At 69.6% G+C, this 18,923-nt stretch carries 11 protein-coding genes and 2 pseudogenes; 5 read left to right on the top strand and 8 right to left on the bottom strand.

The window, feature by feature from the left end; genetic code table 11:
* Positions 1-93 (bottom strand): annotated as a pseudogene (locus tag ACZ7LS_RS36575) (response regulator transcription factor); the annotation flags it as partial.
* A 501-nt stretch (positions 94-594) separates the two neighbouring features.
* Between ACZ7LS_RS36575 and ACZ7LS_RS36570 the strand changes: the two are divergent.
* From ACZ7LS_RS36570 to ACZ7LS_RS36560, 3 genes are read left to right on the top strand one after another with little or no spacing between them, the layout of a single operon-like run.
* A complete protein-coding gene (locus tag ACZ7LS_RS36570) occupies positions 595-1,536 on the top strand; it encodes a carbohydrate kinase family protein (protein WP_382525815.1) in 942 nt (313 codons plus the stop codon).
* Positions 1,537-1,571: 35 nt separating this feature from the next.
* Positions 1,572-2,459 (top strand): SIS domain-containing protein, encoded by an 888-nt coding sequence (locus tag ACZ7LS_RS36565; RefSeq protein WP_385137265.1) that lies wholly within the window; start codon positions 1,572-1,574, stop codon positions 2,457-2,459.
* A gap of 38 nt (positions 2,460-2,497) precedes the next feature.
* Positions 2,498-3,331, top strand: a complete 834-nt coding sequence (locus tag ACZ7LS_RS36560; protein ID WP_382676181.1) for a class II fructose-bisphosphate aldolase — start codon at positions 2,498-2,500, stop codon at positions 3,329-3,331.
* A gap of 16 nt (positions 3,332-3,347) precedes the next feature.
* Here the strand turns inward: ACZ7LS_RS36560 and ACZ7LS_RS36555 are convergent, their stop codons facing one another.
* The 7 genes from ACZ7LS_RS36555 to ACZ7LS_RS36525 all read right to left on the bottom strand — a co-directional run bounded on the left by ACZ7LS_RS36555 (position 3,348) and on the right by ACZ7LS_RS36525 (position 14,124).
* Positions 3,348-4,199, bottom strand: a complete 852-nt coding sequence (locus tag ACZ7LS_RS36555; protein ID WP_382879163.1) for a helix-turn-helix domain-containing protein — start codon at positions 4,197-4,199, stop codon at positions 3,348-3,350.
* Positions 4,200-4,376: 177 nt separating this feature from the next.
* Positions 4,377-8,756: an endo-alpha-N-acetylgalactosaminidase family protein gene (locus ACZ7LS_RS36550; RefSeq protein WP_385137263.1), complete on the bottom strand. Its 4,380-nt coding sequence runs from the start codon at positions 8,754-8,756 to the stop codon at positions 4,377-4,379.
* A 73-nt stretch (positions 8,757-8,829) separates the two neighbouring features.
* The gene (locus ACZ7LS_RS36545; RefSeq protein ID WP_385137261.1) at positions 8,830-9,672 is read right to left on the bottom strand and encodes a carbohydrate ABC transporter permease; all 843 of its coding nucleotides are present in this window, start codon (positions 9,670-9,672) and stop codon (positions 8,830-8,832) included.
* Positions 9,669-10,640 carry a carbohydrate ABC transporter permease gene (locus ACZ7LS_RS36540; protein ID WP_382525805.1) on the bottom strand — a complete coding sequence of 324 codons (972 nt, stop codon included), beginning with the start codon at positions 10,638-10,640 and terminating at the stop codon, positions 9,669-9,671. Before ACZ7LS_RS36540 ends, ACZ7LS_RS36545 begins: the two co-directional genes overlap by 4 nt.
* Before the next feature lie 69 nt (positions 10,641-10,709).
* Positions 10,710-12,014: an ABC transporter substrate-binding protein gene (locus tag ACZ7LS_RS36535; protein WP_382676169.1), complete on the bottom strand. Its 1,305-nt coding sequence runs from the start codon at positions 12,012-12,014 to the stop codon at positions 10,710-10,712.
* Between the two features lie 112 nt (positions 12,015-12,126).
* On the bottom strand, positions 12,127-13,077 hold the full coding sequence (locus ACZ7LS_RS36530) for a hypothetical protein (RefSeq protein ID WP_385137259.1): 951 nt from the start codon (positions 13,075-13,077) through the stop codon (positions 12,127-12,129).
* 99 nt (positions 13,078-13,176) lie between these two features.
* Positions 13,177-14,124 (bottom strand): RlpA-like double-psi beta-barrel domain-containing protein, encoded by a 948-nt coding sequence (locus ACZ7LS_RS36525; RefSeq protein ID WP_385137257.1) that lies wholly within the window; start codon positions 14,122-14,124, stop codon positions 13,177-13,179.
* 730 nt (positions 14,125-14,854) lie between these two features.
* On the opposite strand from ACZ7LS_RS36525, the gene ACZ7LS_RS36520 reads away from it, so the two are divergent.
* Positions 14,855-17,452 carry a sensor histidine kinase gene (locus tag ACZ7LS_RS36520; RefSeq protein WP_385137256.1) on the top strand — a complete coding sequence of 866 codons (2,598 nt, stop codon included), beginning with the start codon at positions 14,855-14,857 and terminating at the stop codon, positions 17,450-17,452.
* A gap of 402 nt (positions 17,453-17,854) precedes the next feature.
* A pseudogene (locus tag ACZ7LS_RS36515) lies at positions 17,855-18,923 on the top strand (HAMP domain-containing protein); the annotation flags it as partial.

Raw genomic sequence — 18,923 nt, 5'->3', positions numbered from 1 at the left:
GGTCACCAGATCCACCGCCATGGCCTCACGGCGCAGCCCCGCCACCAGAGCCCGCCCCATCAGCGGCTCGTCCTCCACGACGAGTACGCGCACGTCTCCGCCCTCCTCCGCCGGCGTCACGGTCGGGGGCGCACGCGCGGCTCGTAGCGCTGGACACACTCGGGCCGCTCGCGCCGATCACCGCTGTCGAGGCGATCCCCCGAGCGGCCCGAGCGGCGCCGCGAGCGGATCGCGGTCGGCCGGTTCTGCTGGAGAGCGTATCCGGCGATCACGGCCGAGCCAAGCGCCGCCCGGCCCGCCCGGCCCGTCCGGCCCGCCCCGCCCGGCACCGCGGGGCACCGACAGCGGCGGGCCCCGGCGGGTGCTTTCACTTCTGAATTCAGACGCTTGCACAAATGACAATTGGGCGGTTTTCGGCCGTTGACGTGACCAAAAGCAGCCGATTTACTCCGTGACGTGCCGACGTGGAGAACTCGCCGGCAGGGGTACGCGACACCGCACCCGGGGGTGGCGCGGGGCACCGCAACGACCACCGCGCCCGTGCCGCCCGCCCTCCACGCACCCTCCGCTCTCCCACCCCCCACAGGAGGCCGTATGCCGCCAACCTTCGACCTGCTTGCCATCGGGGACGCCAACCCGCATGTCATCCTCGGTCCGCTCGACGCACCGCTCGCCTTCGGCCGGCGCGAACAGCTCGTCGACGGCGGCACCCTGACCCTCGGCGGGTCCGCCGCCATCACCGCCTGCGGCGCCGCCCGGCTGGGGCTGCGCGTGGCCTTCGCCGGCCGCGTCGGTGACGACGACGCCGGTGCCTACGTCCGCGACCGGCTCGCGGCGCACGGTGTGAACACCAACGCGCTGCGCGTGGACGACACACTGCCCACACCGCTCACCGTGGTCGTGACGCGGGGAGGCGACCGTGCCATGGTCACCGCGCCGGGCGTGCTGGCCGCCACCACCGGATACGACGTGCCCGAACGGCTGCTGACCACGTCAGGGCATGTCCACACCGCCTCCTTCTTCCTCATGCCGAAACTGGCGGCGGATCTGCCGCAGTTGTTCGGGGCCGCGCAGGCCGCCGGTGTGACAACGTCGCTCGACACCAACGACGACCCCTCGGGCGGTTGGGATCACACCGCGCTCGCGCCCGTCCTCGCCGGTACCGACCTGCTGCTGCCCGACGCGTACGAGGCGGGCCGGCTGGCCGGCACCGACGGCGCCTGCGTCCCGACGGCGGCACAACTCCTCGCGCGGCGCGGCCCGTTGGTGGCCGTCAAGAACGGCGCGGAGGGTGCCCTGTGCCATGACGGCGACACACTGCTCGCCACGGCCGGGATCCGGGTGACACCTCAGGACTCCATCGGCGCGGGCGACAGTTTCAACGCCGGATTCATCGCCGCACGGCTGGCGGGCCGGCCGCCGGCCGACGCGCTCGACATCGCGGCCGTGTGCGGTGCGCTGTCGACCCGGGGCCGCGGCGGCGCCACCGCGCAGCCCACCTGGACAGAAGCCCTGGCCCACCTCACCGCTCGCTGAGCGGTGCTCTCCGTGCCCGACTCCCAGGGAGAACCATGTCCCACACCAGCGACGAGATCGCCACCCAGCCGGAGTGCTGGGAGCGGGTGGTACGCGAACTGCCGCTCCACGCACCGGCGTTGCCCGCTCCGGACGAGCGGGTCGCGGTCATCGGCTGCGGCACGTCGCTGTTCATGGCCCAGTCCTACGCGCGGCTGCGCGAGGGCGCGGGTCACGGCGTCACCGACATCTATCCGGCGTCCGAGGCGAAGCTGCTCCGGCCCTACGACCGGATCCTCGCCCTGAGCCGGTCCGGCACCACCACCGAGGTCCTGTCGGCGCTCAGGGGCGCCGGGCCCCGGGCGCGCATCACCACGATCACGGCCGTCGCGGACTCCCCGGCGGCGGCCCTGGCCCATGACGTGATCTGCCTGGACTACGCCGACGAACGGTCCGTGGTGCAGACGCGGTTCGCCACCACCGAACTGATGCTGCTGCGGGCCCATCTCGGCCTGCCCACCGCTCGCGTGCTCGCCGACGCGGCCACCGCGCTCAGCGCGCCGCTGCCCGGCGAGCTGGTCCGGGCCGGCCAGATCACCTTCCTCGGCGCCGACTGGAGCATGGGCATCGCCCACGAGGCGGCGCTGAAGGTGCGCGGGGCGGCGGCCCACTGGACGGAGTCGTACTCCGCCATGGAATACCGGCACGGCCCCATGGCCGTGGCCCGCCGGGGCCGGGCCGTGTGGAGCCTCGCCCCCGTGCCGGACTCACTGGCCCGCCGGGTCGCGGCCACCGGCGCGTACGTACGCCGCACGCGGCTGGACCCGCTGGCCGAACTGGTCCTCGCGCAGAGGCTCGCCGTCCGTCTCGCCGAGGCCACAGGCCGGGATCCCGACCGGCCCGCCCATCTCTCCCGCTCGGTCGTTCTCGACCCCTTCGGCTGAAGCTCCCGAACCTCCCTCTCCCGGTCAGGACGTGTCTCATGCCCCTCACTCCCACGCAGCGAGTTCTCGACGCCACGCCGCTCGCGGCGTGCGCCTTCAACGTCGTGCTCATCGAGCAGCTCGAAGCGGTCGTCGACGGCGCCGAGCGTGCCGGGCTGCCGGTGATCGCGCAGATCAGCGAGAACGCCGTGGCCTACCGCGGCGCGCTCGCGCCGCTGGCCGCGGCGGCCCGCGCGGCCGCCGACACCGCGCGGGTGCCCGTGGCGCTCCATCTGGACCATGCCACCCGGGTCGAGCTGATCGAGGAGGCCGTGGCGTGCGGCTTCACCTCCGTCATGTACGACGGGGCGCACCTGCCCTGGGAGCGGAACGTGGCCCTGACCCGGGAGATCGCCCGGTGGTGCCATGAACGCGGTGTGTTCGTCGAGGCGGAACTGGGTGAGATCGGCGGCAAGAACGGCGCGCACGCGCCGGGTGTCCGGACGGAGCCGGGCGAGGCGGCGCGGTTCGTCGCCGACACCGGCGTCGACGCCCTGGCCGTCGCGGTCGGCACGTCCCATCAGATGACCGAGCGCACCGCCGCGGTGGATCTCGACCTCGTACGCGCGCTGCACACCGCCGTACCGGTGCCGCTGGTGCTGCACGGCTCGTCAGGGGCCGATGACGCGACACTCGCGGCGGCCGTGGACGCCGGGATGAAGAAGATCAATATGTCGACCCATCTGAACACGGTCTTCACGGGGGCGGTGCGGGCGACGCTCGACGCCGGGCCCGCCGTGGTGGACCCGCGCCGCTATCTCGGTCCTGCCCGCGAGGCGATGGCCGTCGAGGTGGCCCGTCTGCTGCGACGGCTGGGCGCCCCCGCGTCCTGAGCCTGCCGCGGCCGGCTCATGCCTTCTCGCCGTCCCGTACGAGGAAGCCACGCTGCTGCTGGTCGCGGAAGCCACTGGGCGAAAGGCCCACCCGCCGGTTGAAGACGCGGGTGAAGTAGGCGGGATCGTCGTAGCCGACGCGGCGCGCTATCGACGAGACCGGCAGATCTGTCGTGGCCAGCATTTCCTTGGCCCTGCCGAGGCGGATCGTCATCACGAAGTCCTTCGGTGTGGAGCCGGCCAGGCGCCGTACCACCTCGCGCAGTTCGGCGACCGACACCCCCAGACGCCTGGCGTGCTCCGCGATCGAGACGGCCAGACAGGCGTCCCGCGTCAGGCCGGAAAGCACCATTCCGTACCGTGAGGACTCGTCGGCCCGCTCCCGGCGGAGGGCGAGCAGGACCTCATGGACGAGCGCGGACGTCTCGGTCTCCAGATACGGGCTTCCCCTGCGGCACGCCTGGGCGACCCTGCTGATGGCGCGTACCGCGGGTTCGGCGTTCGTCAGGGCCGAGACCGGTGCGTCGGTCTCGATGAAGCCGAGCGCCTCGTACGCCTCGGCGGCCTGACCGGTGAAGTCGATGAACCACTCGGTCCATCCGGGGTCGTTGACCCCGTAGTGGTGCACCACGTGCGGGCGGAGCCAGAGCACCGCTGGCGCCACCACATCGAGCGTGGGCCCGTCCACCGTACGGAACCAGCCGGAGCCCCGGGAGACGACGACGGCGACGTGGTGCGGGAGCGCACGGGGGCCCACCGTGGGCAGCAGGCCGTCCTGGTGGCCCACGCCGAGACACATCAGGCCGAGCCGGCGGTGCGTGGGACCGGGCGTGAGGTAGTGCATCCACTGCAGGTACGGCAGCGCCACGGCAGTCCCCTTCGGCTCAACTCCATACGGCCGGGGGCGTCCTGTCCCGGCATGCGTTCCCGAACCGTTCCGCACGGGGTGTTGCGAGAACGTAAGGTTCCGTTCCGCGCCGCCACCGGATCCGTCACAGCACTTCGCCCCGCCGGTCAGCTGATCGGCGGGGCGAAGTCCCAGGGGTCAGCCGCAGCGGAACATCGCGTCACCCCAGGCACTGTGATCGCTGGAGTTGCCGTCTCCTCCGTCCGTGGTGACGAGCTTGACCTCCTTGGCGCCGCCGAGGTCGAGGTCGAGGTCGATGGTCTTGGTGGTGCGGTTCACCAGAGGGCTGGTGTAGAGCGTCCTGCCGTCCGCGACCACGGAGAACCCCACGGTGCCGTAACCGGACTTGTCGTCCAGACCGATGCGGGCCGTGAACCCGGAGCAGCCGCCGCCGAGGTCGTAGACCGCCTCCGAGGGCGCGTGCGCGCCCAGGCCCTTCTCGTAGACCTCGCCGTTGATCCGGATGGCGTCGCCGTCGTTGGCCTTGTTCTCGCCGATGGCGTGGTCGCGCTCGACGGGTCCCCAGGCACTGGACGCGCTCTTCCAGGCGAGGTCGCTCGCGTAGACGTCGGCCTTGGGCGAGGTGACGTAGTCACGGGACGCGAGGGCGAACACATGGAGATTCGCCTCGGTCGGCAGGGTGATGGACCTGACCGTCTTGCCCGGGTCGAGCGGCACACTGTTGTAGAAGACGGTGGAGTCGCCGTTCTGCGGGCCGTTGGGCGAGTTCCTCACCTTCGTCGTGGCGACCGCGCGCGCTCCGTAGGCCCCTCGGTCCGTGGACGTCCAGGCGGGCAGGCCGAGTTGGGCCGTCGAAGTGGTCCCGTCGGTGTACCGGACGATCAGGTCGCCGGCCGCTCCGGCCGTGGCCGTACCCAGCACGCCGAGCACGCCCTTGGCGGTGGTCCGTACCGTCTGGCCCCTGGCGGAGACGTTGTCCTTCTCGCCGGGCCGGGTGTCCGGCCAGGTGAACTCCATGTTGTCCACGGTCTTCTTGCCACCGGGGGTGAGACCGGCGGCCTCCAGCGCGGCACGGTCGAAGCTGCGGCCCTGGTCGTCGAGCGCGCCCTTGTCCGCGGTGGCGGTGTCGGTCGTACCGACGGTGTCGAACGCCTCGGCCAGCCCCGGATAGACGACGGGGACGTCGACTTCGGCGCTCGTCCGCAGCTTCGCCCCGTTCCAGGTGTACGAGGCCGCCGTGCGCACCACACCGTTCTTGGCGTTCGCGGCGGGCGTGACCCGGTAGGTGACGGTGCTCTTCCCGTGCGCCGGAACGCTGTCGATCGTGGTGGGCGTCCCGGCGTCGGCACGCCAGCCCTCGGGGACCGTCAGATCGACCTGCACACCGGTCATCGGCTCACCGCTGCGGTTCTCGACGGTCACCTTGGCCTCGGTGGCTCCCTCGGGAGACACCTCGTCGGGCGCGAAGGACACCGAGGTCGGCGCGCCGCACTCGGAGCCCGCGGCCTTGCCGAGGTCCTCCACCACGAGGTTGTCGAAGGACATCGACGGGGGGAAGTCACCGCCCTTGCCCTCGGAGACCTGGCTCAGGGCGAGATTCACCTCGGCGCAGCCACCGGTGGTGAACGTCAGGTCCGCGCTCCGGACCGGAGCCGGGCCCTGGGGTGGCAGGGAGTCCGTCCAGCCCGACGGCTCGGGGTCACCGGCCGGGGGCGGGCTGTCCAGCGACCGGTCGGTGGTGGCCCGGAGCGGCTCGGTGACCACCGGCTTCTCGCCGGAGCGTACGAGGAACTCGAAGGTGTCCGCGCTGTCCGCCGCGTAGTCGAACCGTACGCGGTAGGCGCGGTCCGGCTGGAAGCGCATGCTGCCCGGCCAGGTCTGGAGCTTCACTCCGGTGTTCTTCTCGGCGATCTTCAGGGAGAACGTGTCCCGCAGCGCGTCCCTGGTGTAGCCGGGGTTGGCCTCGGCCAGATGGATTCCGGCCTCGCCCGCCTGCGTCAGGATGAAGGGGCCGAACCCCTGGTCCACCGCCTCGAAGTTCTCGGTGAACTGGGTGGGAGTGGCTCCGTCGGTACGGACGATGCGTACGTCGGTGAACGCGGTGGAGCCCTCCCCCGGGCCCGCTGACAGCTTCACGTCCGCGCGCCCGTCCTCGCCGACGGTGAAGACGACCTTGAGCTTCTGGTACGGCATGCCCGACAGATGGCTGTCCGCGTCCTTCAGCGCCGGGGGCGTGGTGTCGATCCAGGTCTCCCTGCCGTTGACACGCAGTGCGGCGCGCCGGCCGGGAGCTGTCGTCGTCCATACGGCGGCCGTGTAGGTGCCGGCGGCCAGCTTGTCGCTCCGCTGGGTGGCCTGGCCCGTGCCGGAGACGCGCAGCTCGGGCCAGCCGCGGCCGTCCCGCTCGACCTTGGCGTTGGTGCCCTTCCAGCCCGTCAGATCGCCGCTGGTGAAGCCGGGGTTGACCAGCGGGCCGCCCTCACCGAACGTCACTTTCCGGAGCGTCGGCTTCTGCTTCTGCGGGACCAGCAGGTAGGGGGTCTTGGCCTTCGCCGTGAGTGTGACCGTACCGTCGCGCACCTCGGCCTTGCCCAGGCTCTTGCGGCCCGTGTCGCTGAGCTCGTACAGGTCGTAGCCGCCGTTCTGGCGCCAGGACGGGGGGACCTTCCAGCTGGTGGTGCCGCCGTCCGCGTTCCAGTGGTACGCCTTCTCGGACTTCTCGGCTCCCTCGGACTTCTCGGTCTTCTCGGTCTTCTCGGTCTTCTCGGTCTTCGAAGCGGGCCAGGGCAGCAGGTAGGCGTCCCCGTCGAGTATGGTGCGCCCGCCCTGCGTGTAGCGGACCTTGCCGTCGACTTTGGCGGTCGTGACGCCACCGGACAGGTCGATCTTGTCGTCGGACCAGTTGGTGATCTCGAAGTTCTGCAGATACTTGGTGGGCAGGTTCCGCGAGTAGACGGTCTCCAGCCACCGGTTGACGTCGTGTTCGCCGTGCCAGTCGCCTATGCCGTCACTGTTGACGCCCCCCAGCAGCTCGTTGCCCTTCTGCACCCAGGCGTCCGTGACCCCGTTGTAGACAAAGCGCAGGATGTCGCTGTTGACGCCGTTGTCGGGATAGTCGGCGGACTGGTGGTACCAGGTGACGTAGGGCCACAGATACGACGGCCACTCGGTGTGCAGGGCCAGGCCGTTGTCGTTGTAGTTCTTGGCGAGCTTCCAGGCGTCCCAGTCCTCGCCGAAGAACGCGTCGTTGTAGACGAAATCGAGGCCGGGGACCTCCTTCTTCAGCTGCTTCACGCGCTCGGCGTGCGGTCCCGAGAGGTCCTTGGACTTGTTGAAACAGTAGTGTGCGTCCGACCAGAAATAACACGGCTTGGTGGAGTCGAGCCGGTCCCAGCGGAACGCCTCGGACTCCAGCAGCTGGCCCTCCTGCGAGAGATGCACACCGATCTTGGCCCCGTACTTCCCGGCGCTGTTCGCCAGTGTGTTGAGGTCCTTGAGGCCGCCCGCGCGGTTGTTGTAGTGGCCGGCGTAGTCGGGGTGGGAGGAGTCGTGGCCCTCGCCTCCGTACCCCTTGAGCTGGATCGACTGCCCGAGCCCGTCGGTGGCGAGGTATCCCTTCTTCACATTGTCGAGCGCGCGCAGGAAGGGGTTCTGGGCGCCGCTCATGAAGTTCATGGAGATATAGCTCACGGGCGTGCCGGCGACGTCCTCGCCGCCCTTGGGCTTCGGGGCGATCTCGCGGTAGGCGATCGCGCCGTCCTGCCAGTCGACCCGGCCGTCGTCATTGCTCTCGCCGGTCACGGCGACCTTCAGTTCGGGCGGGACGACCTTCTCGCCGTCGGGGCCCCGGTAGGTCCAGGTGTTGCTCCAGACACCGGAGCGCTTGTCGGCGCCGGTGCCGGTGGTCTGACGCAGCAGCGGCCCGAAGGTACTGATGGAGGAGGACCAGACGGCCGCCGCGGCGCGCGAGGAGTTGACGATGGCCACATTGGTCTTCTGCGGGGTCTCGTCGGTCTTGGCGTCGGAGACGGACTGATACGTGTCCCACTTGTCTCCGGCGCCCTGATAGGTGCTGCGCGTCCGGACCGAGGTGAGCTGCTCGCCGGGCTTGCCGGAGACGATGGACTGGTCCGGGATCGCGAGCGTGGTGACCTTGGCGCTGCCGCGTTCCTCGACGTCGGTGACCTCGAATGTCAGCACGCTGTCGGCGACGGAGAGCCGGGCGACGACCGTCAGGTCCAGCTCGTCCACGGTCATCCGGTAGTCGATCCGGTCCGCGGCGGGCGTCGCCTTCATCGCGGGCTTGTACTCCTCGCCGTTGATCCGCAGTCGGTCGAGGGCCCGGGACTGGCCGTCGAGTGGTGCTCCGTCGCGCGTCAGGTATCCGATGACGCGGGGGAAGTCCGGGTCCACCTCGACGGCCAGCTCGGGCGAGCTGATCGTGACCGCCGATGACACGGACGCGGACGGCAGGGCCGGCACGGCGGCGGAGACCGGTGGGGCCCCCAGACCTCCGGCCGCGACCGCCATCGCGATGATGACAGGGATGCGTCTCACGTACTTGCTCCGCAGTGTTGTAGGGACTGTTCGGCGTGGTAGGGACTGATCGGGAGGGGTACGGGCGAGGGCGCTACGCCTTCACTGCTCCGTCGGCGAGGCCCGAGCGCCAGTAACGGTTGAGCCCGAGGAAGGCCACGATCAGCGGGAGCACGGAGATCAGCGAACCCGTGATGGTCAGGTGGTAGAAGGTCTGGTTCTGCGCGCTGTTCCAGAAGAAGAGCCCGAGCGTGGCCGGCCACAGGCTGTTGTCCGCGAGCATGACCAGGGGCAGGAAGAAGTTGTTCCAGATGGCCACGAACTGGAACAGGAAGATCGTGACCAGGGCGGGCGACATGAGCCGCAGTCCGACCGTCCAGAACGCCCGTATCTCACCGGAGCCGTCCACCCGCGTCGCGTCGAGCAGTTCGTCGGGGACGGAGTCCGCCGCGTACACCTTGGCGAGGTACACACCGAAGGGGCTGACCACACTCGGGATGAACACGGCCCAGAAGGTGTTGTCGAGACTGACCGAGGAGGCCAGCAGGTACTGGGGAAGCGCGAGCAGCGGCGCCGGGATGAGGAGTGCGGCGATGATGACGGTGAAGAGGCCGGCGCTGCCGCGGAAGGGGAGCTTGGCGAGGGCGAAGCCGGCCGCGGCCGCCAGAAGTGTGCCGGCCAGGGCGCCACCGCCCGCGTAGAGCAGGCTGTTGAGCAGCCACCGGGCGAACACACCGTCCTGCCAGGCGAAGACCTGCCGGATGTTCTCGGGCAGCGAGAACTGGTCGGAGAACCAGAAGGCGTTGCTGTCGAACAGCGCGGAGCTGGACTTGGTCGACGACACCGTCAGCCACCAGACCGGCAGCAGGAAGTAGACGCCGACGACGAACATCCCGAAGGTGGCGATGACCTGGCCGGGCAGCGACGCGCGCTTCACCGTGCCCTCCGTTCCGTGAGCTTGAAGAAGAGGAAGGACAGCAGGCAGGTGGTCAGCGCCAGCAGTACGGCGATCGCGGCGGCGTAGTGGTAGTCATTGGCGCCGAAGGCGGCCTGGTAGGCGGCCATGGCGGGCGTGTAGGTGCTGGTCACGTTGGTGGTGATGGTCCGTATGACGGACGGTTCGTTGAACAGCTGGAGCGAGCCGATGAGGGAGAAGAGTCCGGTCAGTACGATAGCGGGCCTGACCAGCGGGATCTTGACGCTGAGGTTGATTCGCAGGGGGGAGGCGCCGTCCATGCGGGCGGCCTCGTACAGCTCCCGGGGCACCGCCTGGAGCGCCGTGTAGATGATGATCATGTTGTAGCCCGTCCATGACCAGGTGACCACGTTGGCCGTGGACCACAACACCGTGCCCGGCGCCAGGAAGTCGATGTCCAGCGCGCCGCGCAGCGGGCTGAAGGACGGCAGATAGAGAAACGCCCACAGGATCGCCGCGATGACGCCGGGGACCGCGTACGGCAGGAAGAACGCGAGTTTGAAGAAGCCCGCGAACCGGACGACCGCGCTGTCCAGCAACAGCGCGAGCAGCAGAGCGAGTCCGAGCATGACGGGCACCTGCACGACACCGAACAGGAGCACCCGCCCGACGCCCGCGATGACCGCGTCGTCCGTCAGGACACGGCTGTAGTTGCCGAGCCCGGCGAAGACGCGTTCCGGTGCTTGCAGGCCCAGCCCGGAGCGTTCCTGCCGGAACAGGCTCTGGTACAGCGCGAATCCGATGGGCAGGACGTACACCCAGGTGAAGAGGGCGAGGAACGGTACGAGCAGCATCACGCCCGCTCGGGTACGGGACCGGCGCACACCCGGTCCCGCCGCGGGGGCCGGAGCCGTACCGGTTCCTGTCCCCTGCCGGGCCGGCGGCGGGTCCGTCGCCCGCCCGCCGGCCGTCGTGTGTTCTGTGGCCACCACCATGAGACTCCTTCCAGGCCAGGTGGGAAGGCAGGCGCGGAGTGCGAAACCCCGTGCCCGCCGGTGTCAGTCGGCGATCGACAGGCCCTTGGCCCGGTAATCGGCGACGACCTTGTCCTGGACCAGGTCGAGCGTGCCGGAGAACGAGGACCCGTCGCCGACGGCCTTGCCGAAGGCGTCCTGGAAGGTGGTGGCGGCCTGGGTCATCACGGGTCCCCACTTCCAGTCGGGATCGGTCCGCGCGGCGGCCTCGTTGAACACGTCATAGATCTTCTGGCCGCCGAAGTACTTCACCGGCTTGTTGGCCTCGGGGAGATCCCGCCCGCTCGTCGCCGCCGGGTAGATCCCGGTGACGGTGATGAGGTTGGCGAGGCTCTTGGGATCGGTGCTCATCCATGTGGCGAACTCCGCGGCCTCCTTGGTGTTCTCACACCCCTTGACCACGGCCGTGGTCGAGCCGCCCTCGTTGCCCGCGGCCTTGCCGCCCTTCTCCCATTGGGGCATGGGCGCGACCGCCCATTTTCCGGCGCTGTCCTTGGCGTTCTCCGTCAGCACCCCGGCCATCCACACCGCGCCGACGGCGGCGGCCGTCCTGCCACTGGACAGGCCCTTCAGCCACTCGGGGCTCCACGGGGTCTCGGTGGTCACCAGCTTCCGGTCGACGAGGTCCTGCCAGTAGTCGGCCACCTTCTTGCTCTCGGGGCCGTCGAAGCCCACCTTCCAGGAGTCGCCGGTGGTACGGAACCACTGCCCGCCCGCCTGGCTCACCAGCCCGCCGAACCAGTAGCTCTCCGTGGAGAAGTTCGTGAGCGCGTACGAGGAGTCGGCCTTGCGCAGCTTCTCCGCCGCCGCCTTGAACTCCGCCCAGGTGGCGGGCGGGGCGATACCGAACTTCGCGAACACGTCCTTGCGGTAGAACAGTGCCTGCGGGCCCACATCGACCGGAATACCGATCACCTGGTCACCGTAGGAGACCTGGTTCCAGGCGAAGTCGGAGAACTGCTCCGCCGTGTCACCGACATGGGGGGCGATGTTCTCCAGCGCGCCTTCCGCCAGGAATGTCGGCACGGACTCGAAGCCCACCTGCGCCAGACACGGCGCGTTGCCCGCCTTGACGGCGGAGAACATCTTCTCGTAGCCGCCCTTGGCTCCCGCCGGGATGGTCTTGAACGAGACCTGGACGTCCGGGTGAGTGGCGTTCCACAGCGCGGCCGACTTCTCATACCCGGGCGCCCAGCCCCAGAACTCCAGCGTCTTCTTCCCTCCGGCGCCCTCACCGCCGTCGCCACCGGACGCGCTGCCGCCGCCGCATCCGCTGATCAGCGCCATTCCGAGGAGCGCCGCTGTCACGCCCGTGAACCGCTTACCCATGGAAGCACCTCTCCTGCAAGTGATGCCGGTTACCGTGGCGTGATTTCGACGCAGGAACCATGGACAAACGTTCGGGATCGCTTGCACTTACGTCGGGAGAAGCGCCGGAGCGTCAGCGTGTGAGAGGTTCGAGTGTCACCGAGGCATTGGACACCCTGGTCTGGAGGTCGGCCCCGGTGACGCTGTTGACCAGCTGGACCGCGAGGAGGTTTGATTCCGTGGGAATGGTGCTGTGACCGAGATACTTTCCGTATTTCGCGGCCAGTTCCGTGAAGTCGACCGATACCCGGGTGGTGGCCTTCGCGGGAATCTGCTGACCGGGCACGGTGACACGGCACCCGTCGGCGCAGTTGTTCGACCAGATCACGCCGTCTCCGTTCGGCGGGATGAAGTTTCCGGGATTGAAGTGAACGACCGAGATGACGTTCTTCTTGCCGTTGGCCATGTAGATCAGATCCGTCGTCAGGATCGCCCGCTTCTCCCCGCAGGCGAACCCGCCGGTCTGCTCCGCGTAGGCGTCGTAGGAGACCTTCAGCCGTCCGTCCGAGAATTTGTACTCACCGCCGCCGGCGGGACGGCGCAGCGAACTCGACGGGTAGTGGTACGAGAACGCCACCTCGCGGTATTTGCAGTCGCCGATGCCCGCCGTATTGTTCTGCATGGTCAGGGTCAGTGGTGAACCGGAATTCCCCCAGACCTGGGTGTCATATCCGGGGTACTTGCGGAAACTCTCCCCGGTCCAGTCGTAGGTGACGAAGTCCCAGGCGGGACAGGTCTTTCCGTACGCACCGGTGTAGGGGAAACGTCCATAACACGAGGAGTCATTGCGCTGGGGGTCGTCCACGGGTCCGCAGCCGGAGGTGTCGTGGAGATCGTTCTGAGTGGCCGCCGGGACTCCGGCCGGCTCACGCTCCAGGCCGAAGCAGCGGTATTTGGGTCCTGGGTCGAACACGATGGACGTCGGTGCCGTGACCCCGGCCGCGGCCGGGCTCGGGGTGCCGACGAGAAAGAAGAGCAGGGCGGCCATGGCCGTCCCGACGACAGTTCTGAACAAGAGTTTCATCTGTACGCTCCCATGAGAGAAAAGAGGGCGGGGGCCTGCCACAGGGCTGTGGCACGCCCCGCAGCCGTCGAGCGGTGCAGCCGGGTGCCGCGGATTCTTCTAACCGCCGCTGCCGGCCTTGGTGGTGTAGGTCACCGGGTTGTAGTTCTGGCTGGGGCCGCACTTGCCGCTGCCCTGGGCGCAGCCGGCACGGTCGAAGGTGTATTCGCGGCCACCGTTGAGGAGTTCGCCGTTCGCGTCGATGACGCGGATGGTGTACGACGTCTTCGCCGGAGAGTTCGCCTCGATGGTGTAACGCTGGCCGTTGTCGCCGTTCATCTCCGCCCGCCGCCAGGTGGAGCCGTCGAAGTACTCGACGCCGTGAATTCCGTTGGGCAGATTGCTGATGATCAGCGGGGCATAGTACTCCTCGGCCCCTTCGGCGAAGGCGAGTTTGATGTCGCCCTTGTAGTCCGGGGCCGGAATGAACGACCAGTCGATCTTGCGGTTGTTCCAGGCTCCCGCGCCGATCAGATCACCGGCCGGCTTCCCGTCGGGCATCGTGAACTGCCCGACCCCGTACCGTGAGATATCGAGATGGTTCCTGTCGGACCGGCACCATTCGTTGCCGTCGCCACAGCTGTCCGTGACGACGGCGTTGAGGGTCGCCCCGTTGTACTTGTCGGGCTTTGAGGTGCCGCCCCTGCAGATTCCTTCTCCCGCCGCGCCTCCGTTGGCCACGCTGCAGAAGTCACTGAGCTTGATCTGCACCCAGCGCCCGCAGTTGAGACCGTTGTCGTACATTCCCTTGATAGCGGACTTGTCCGCGGGAATGGGCCGTCGCGAAGGGTTGTCCGCGAAATCGTTCGGCATGTCCCACACATTGAGAGCCACGAAGTTCTTGCTCTCGATCTCGGCCGGCGGAACGCCGCAGGCACCGCCCGCGTCGCCGACTTTGTCGAACCAGGTGCCGACACCCGCATAGGTGTCCGTCACCGTCGCCGACGCGGGCATGACGACACCCACGGCAGCCGCCGAGCCCAGTACGAGTATGGAAAGCAGCCCCATTGCAGGGGCCTTGGACCTCTTCCTCGGATTGGGGGATTCCACCACAGCAACCTTCCGTAAGGTAAAGGGATGCGGACCGGGAAATGAGGCCTCACCAGTCATGGCGAGGACGCCGCGCGATTCGGGACACCGCCCGTCGATGGGATCACCGCGATTCCGGTGCGGAACCGGTGGGCCACGAGCCAGGGGTCCCGCTCGCGGGATTGTGGGGGGGGTTGAGCCGGTTCACGTAACTGACACGCTGGTTACGACACGTGCGAGTTGTCCGGAAAAGCGTAGGGGGAGTGATCCCACGGGCAGAACGCTAAAGGAGCCATTCGCCGGATGACAAGCGATCCGGATGCCTCTCATTCCGTTTGTCCAACTGCTCACGCGCTGTGTGCAGTTGACACTCCGCACCGGCCTGTCGTTCCCCGGAGAGGAAGCGGACGGACGCGGCGGCCCGAGGGCACCGCGGCCATGCGCACGTCAAGTCGGCGTCAGTGTTGCCGTGCCCGGCGCCAGGGATACGTCAAGAAGGGTGTGCGCGGGGGCGCACAACCGCTTCGGTGAGCGAAGCGGGACCGCCGGGCGCGGGACCACAAGTGTCCCGGAAGGCGAAGGGGTTGAGCGCCGTCGAGCACCGAGAACGTCGTGGGAGGGGTCGTCGCCTGCTGCCCGGTCGGCTGCTGCCCGGTCGGCCGTCTCATCCTGGAGCGGATCTTCCCGGAGAGGTGCTGAGAGACGAGAAATGGCACGCGGCGGACTCCGGATCTACCTCGGTGCGGCACCGGGCGTGGGCAAGACGTACGCGATGCTGTCCGAGGCGCACCGCCGTATCGAGCGGGGCACGGACTGCGTAGTGGCGTTCGTGGAGCATCACCACCGGCCGCGCACCGAAGTCATGCTCCAGGGCCTGGAGGAGATCCCGCGCAGGGAACTGCGGTACCGCGGCACCGTCTTCACCGAGATGGACGTCGACGCCGTCCTCGCCCGGCGCCCCCAGGTGGCGCTGGTCGACGAGCTGCCCCACACGAACATCCCCGGCTCGCGCAACACCAAGCGCTGGCAGGACGTCGAAGAGCTGCTCGCCGCCGGCATCGATGTGATCTCGACGGTCAACATCCAGCACCTGGAGTCGCTCGGCGATGTCGTCGAGTCGATCACCGGCGTCCGGCAGCAGGAGACCGTGCCGGACGAGGTGGTGCGGCGCGCGGCCCAGATCGAGCTGGTCGACATGTCCCCGCCCGCGCTGCGGCGACGGATGGCGCACGGCAACATCTACCAGCACGACAAGGTCGACGCGGCCCTGTCGAACTACTTCCGCCCCGGGAACCTGACCGCTCTCCGGGAGTTGGCGCTGCTGTGGGTCGCCGACCGGGTGGACGAGTACCTGAACGAGTACCGCGGCGCACACCACGTGTCCAGGATCCGGGGCTCGCGCGAGCGGATCGTGGTCGGGCTGACCGGTGGCCCGGAGGGCCGGACGCTCATCCGCCGGGCGCTCATCCGCCGGGCGGTGCGCCTCGCGGAGAAGAGCGCGGGCGGTGAAGTGCTGGCCGTCCACATCGCGAAGAGTGACGGGCCGGCCGCCGCCTCGCCCGGGGAACTGGCCGCCCAGCGCGCCCTGGTGGAGGACCTGGGCGGCACCTTCCATCAGGTCGCCGGCGACGATGTCTCCTCGGCCCTGCTGGAGTTCGCGCGCGGGGTGAACGCCACGCGGACCGTCCTCGGGGTGTCCCGGCGCGACGGATGGCGGTACGTCTTCGGGCCGGGTGTCGGTGCGACGGTGGCGCGGGACTCCGGCCCGGATCTGGACGTCCACCTGGTGACCCACGACGACATGGGCAAGGGGCGCGGGCTGCCGGCCGTCCGGGGCGCCCGGCTCCGCCGGTCCCGTACCCTCTGGGGCCGGCCGGCCGGCATCGGCGGCCCCGTACCGCTGACCCTGCTGCTCACCCACGTCGGCCCGCGGCTCGGTCTCGCGAACGACATGCTTCTGTTCCTGACACTGACCGTGGCCGCGGCCCTGCTGGGCGGCCTGCTGCCGGCGCTCGCCTCGGCCGCGTTCGGATCGCTGCTCCTCAACTGGTACTTCACCCCGCCGGTGCACCGTCTCACGATCGCCGACCCGGAGAACATCCTCGCCTTGATCATCTTCGTGGCCGTGGCGGTGTCCGTCGCCTCGGTGGTGGATCTGGCGGCCCGTCGGACCCAGCAGGCGGCGCGGCTGCGCGCCGAGTCGGAGATCCTTTCCTTCCTCGCGGGCAGTGTGCTGCGCGGCGAGACCAGTCTTGACGCGCTGCTGGAACGGGTCCGTGAGACGTTCGGCATGGAATCGGTGGCGCTCCTGGAACGCGAGAGCGACGTCTCTCCCTGGACCTGTGCGGGCAGCGTGGACAGCGGGGGCGATGCGGGCGGTGCGGGCCCGCGCCGGGTGGTCGGCCGCCCGGAGGACGCGGATGTGGACGTGCCGGTCGGCGACCACATGGCACTCGCGCTGTCGGGCCGGGTCCTGCCCGCCTCGGACCGTCGCGTACTGGCCGCGTTCGCCGCGCAGGCCGCCGTGGTCCTGGACCGCAGGCGACTCCAGCACGAGGCCGGCCGGGCGAAGGAGCTGGCGGAGGGCGACCGCATCCGCACCGCCCTGCTCGCCGCCGTCAGCCACGACCTGCGCACCCCGCTGTCCGGAATCAAGGCCGCGGTCCCGTCTCTCCGGTCGGACGACGTGGACTGGTCCGAGGAAGACCGGGCCGAACTCCTCGCGGCGATCGAGGACGGTACCGGCCGGCTCGGTCACCTCGTGGACAACCTCCTCGACATGTCCCGCCTCCAGACAGGCACGGTCACCCCGCTCATCCGCGAGATCGACCTCGACGAGGTCGTCCCCGCGGCGCTCGGCGGCATCCCGGACCCGGAGAACAGCGTCGTCCTGGAGATTCCCGAGACGCTGCCCATGGTGGCCACCGACAAGGGGCTGCTGGAACGGGTGGTCGCCAACATCGTCGAGAACGCCGTCCATTACAGCCCCGGCGACGAGCCTGTCGTGATCTCGGCCAGTGTCCTCGCCGATCGCGTGCACCTACGGGTCGTCGACCGCGGTCCTGGCGTCCCCGACGAGGCCAGGAACCGCGTCTTCGCGCCCTTCCAACGCTACGGCGACTCCCCGCGCGGCAACGGTGTGGGCCTGGGCCTCGCGGTCGCCCGCGGCTTCGCCGAGGCCATGGGCGGCACGCTCGAAGCCGAGGACACCCCCGGCGGCGGCCTCACGATGGTGCTCACGCTCCCCGAGGCTCCCGGCCGGAGGCCCGCTTCCGGCCGAGATCTGCCGGCTACGACGGTGACCTGACCCGCCGCGCGCGGGCCCGTCGAGCGTGCGCGGGCCCGTCGAGCGTGCGCGGGCCCGTCGAGCGTGCGCGGGCCCGTCGAGCGTGCGCGGGCCCGTCGAGCGCGTACAACACGCCCCGGGGTCGCGGGTGTCCTCGTCCGCCCGTCCGGCTGCCACCACCGCTATCAAGCCACCCGTCGGCGGGCTCGCCAGGGATTGCGGTTTTTCACGTTCAAAGAACGTTGCATACGGTGTACAAAATACTACGTGGACCCACCTCGCGGCCTCATGCGGCGCGGAGCCCTGGCGCTCCGGGAGGAGCAGCCGTAATCCCCGCACGTTCGCGCACTCACGCACGCCCGTCCGCGTCCGCCGCGGCGCCGGCCACACCCCACCCGACCCACCACACTGAGGGAGGTACTCATGGCAATGTCGCCTGCGAAGCGATGGCACAGGGCCCGCGAACGGGCCGGTATGCCGCTCCTGGGGGGCGTCCGCCCGCCCATAGCGGTCCTCGCGGCCCTGCTCCTCGTGCTGTCCGGCCTCACCGCCCTGGGCTTAGGCAGGACCGCCCCGGGACCGAGCGAAGCGGAGGCGCTCCCCGAGGCGGTACGGATCTCACAACAGCACTTCGCCGAGGACGGAGCGATCGCGCTCCGCGCCTCACTGGACGAATCGATCACCGACCTTGAGCGGACCGCGTCCCTCTTCAACGCGGGCGGCCCGGTCACCGCCGACACCGTTCTCGACAAGCTCGGCAGCGTCTACCAGAAGTGGCGCGGCTCGGCCGTCGTCGAGATCACGTCCGGCAGACTGCTGGCCGCGCGCGGCGAGAACGTACCGCTCCTCGCCGTCGACCTGGAGAGACTCTCCGACGAGGACGGTCTCGCCCCCCGGCTGATCCGGCTGGAGAACGGTGAGACCCGGCTGCTCATCCTGGCCCTGCTGTCCTGGGACGGTCTGCCCCAGCAGTTGCTGATCACCTCGAACAGCCTGAACGTTCCCGGGGTGAGCCTCGACACGTTCCGGGCGATCGCCGTGGCCGACGCGGGCGGTACGGTCCTCAGCAGCGACGGCCCGCAGACGCCCGATGAGGAGGACGACCCGGACACCCCCGACGTGGGGGTGGGGCAGACCGAGGAGCAACTCCGTGCCCTGGCCGAGCGTTCCGCCGGGACAGCCGGGCAGAACCCGCTCACCACCAGGGAACCCGGCTCCGGTGGCTACCCCGGGGTCAGCGGGTCCCTGACCGGCACCACACTGATCGGCGGGGAGCGCCCCGTCGCCGGATACGCGACGCTCGCGGCGCCCGAGACGGGCGAGAGCACCGACGCGACCGGCCTCGGTCTCTTCGTGATCACCATGGTGACCGTCCCCGAGAACACCAGCCGGACCGGCGACCCGCTGTTCGGCCTGTTGTCCGCCGCCGCGCTGCTCATCATCGGGGCGCTCGCGGTGGCCCTGCTGCTCGGTACGGTCCAGCGCCCGCTGC

It is taken from the genome of Streptomyces sp. NPDC039430, from assembly GCF_055639435.1.
Note: the sequence above shows the minus strand (reverse complement) of the source record. Positions and strands in the feature narration are given on the sequence as shown.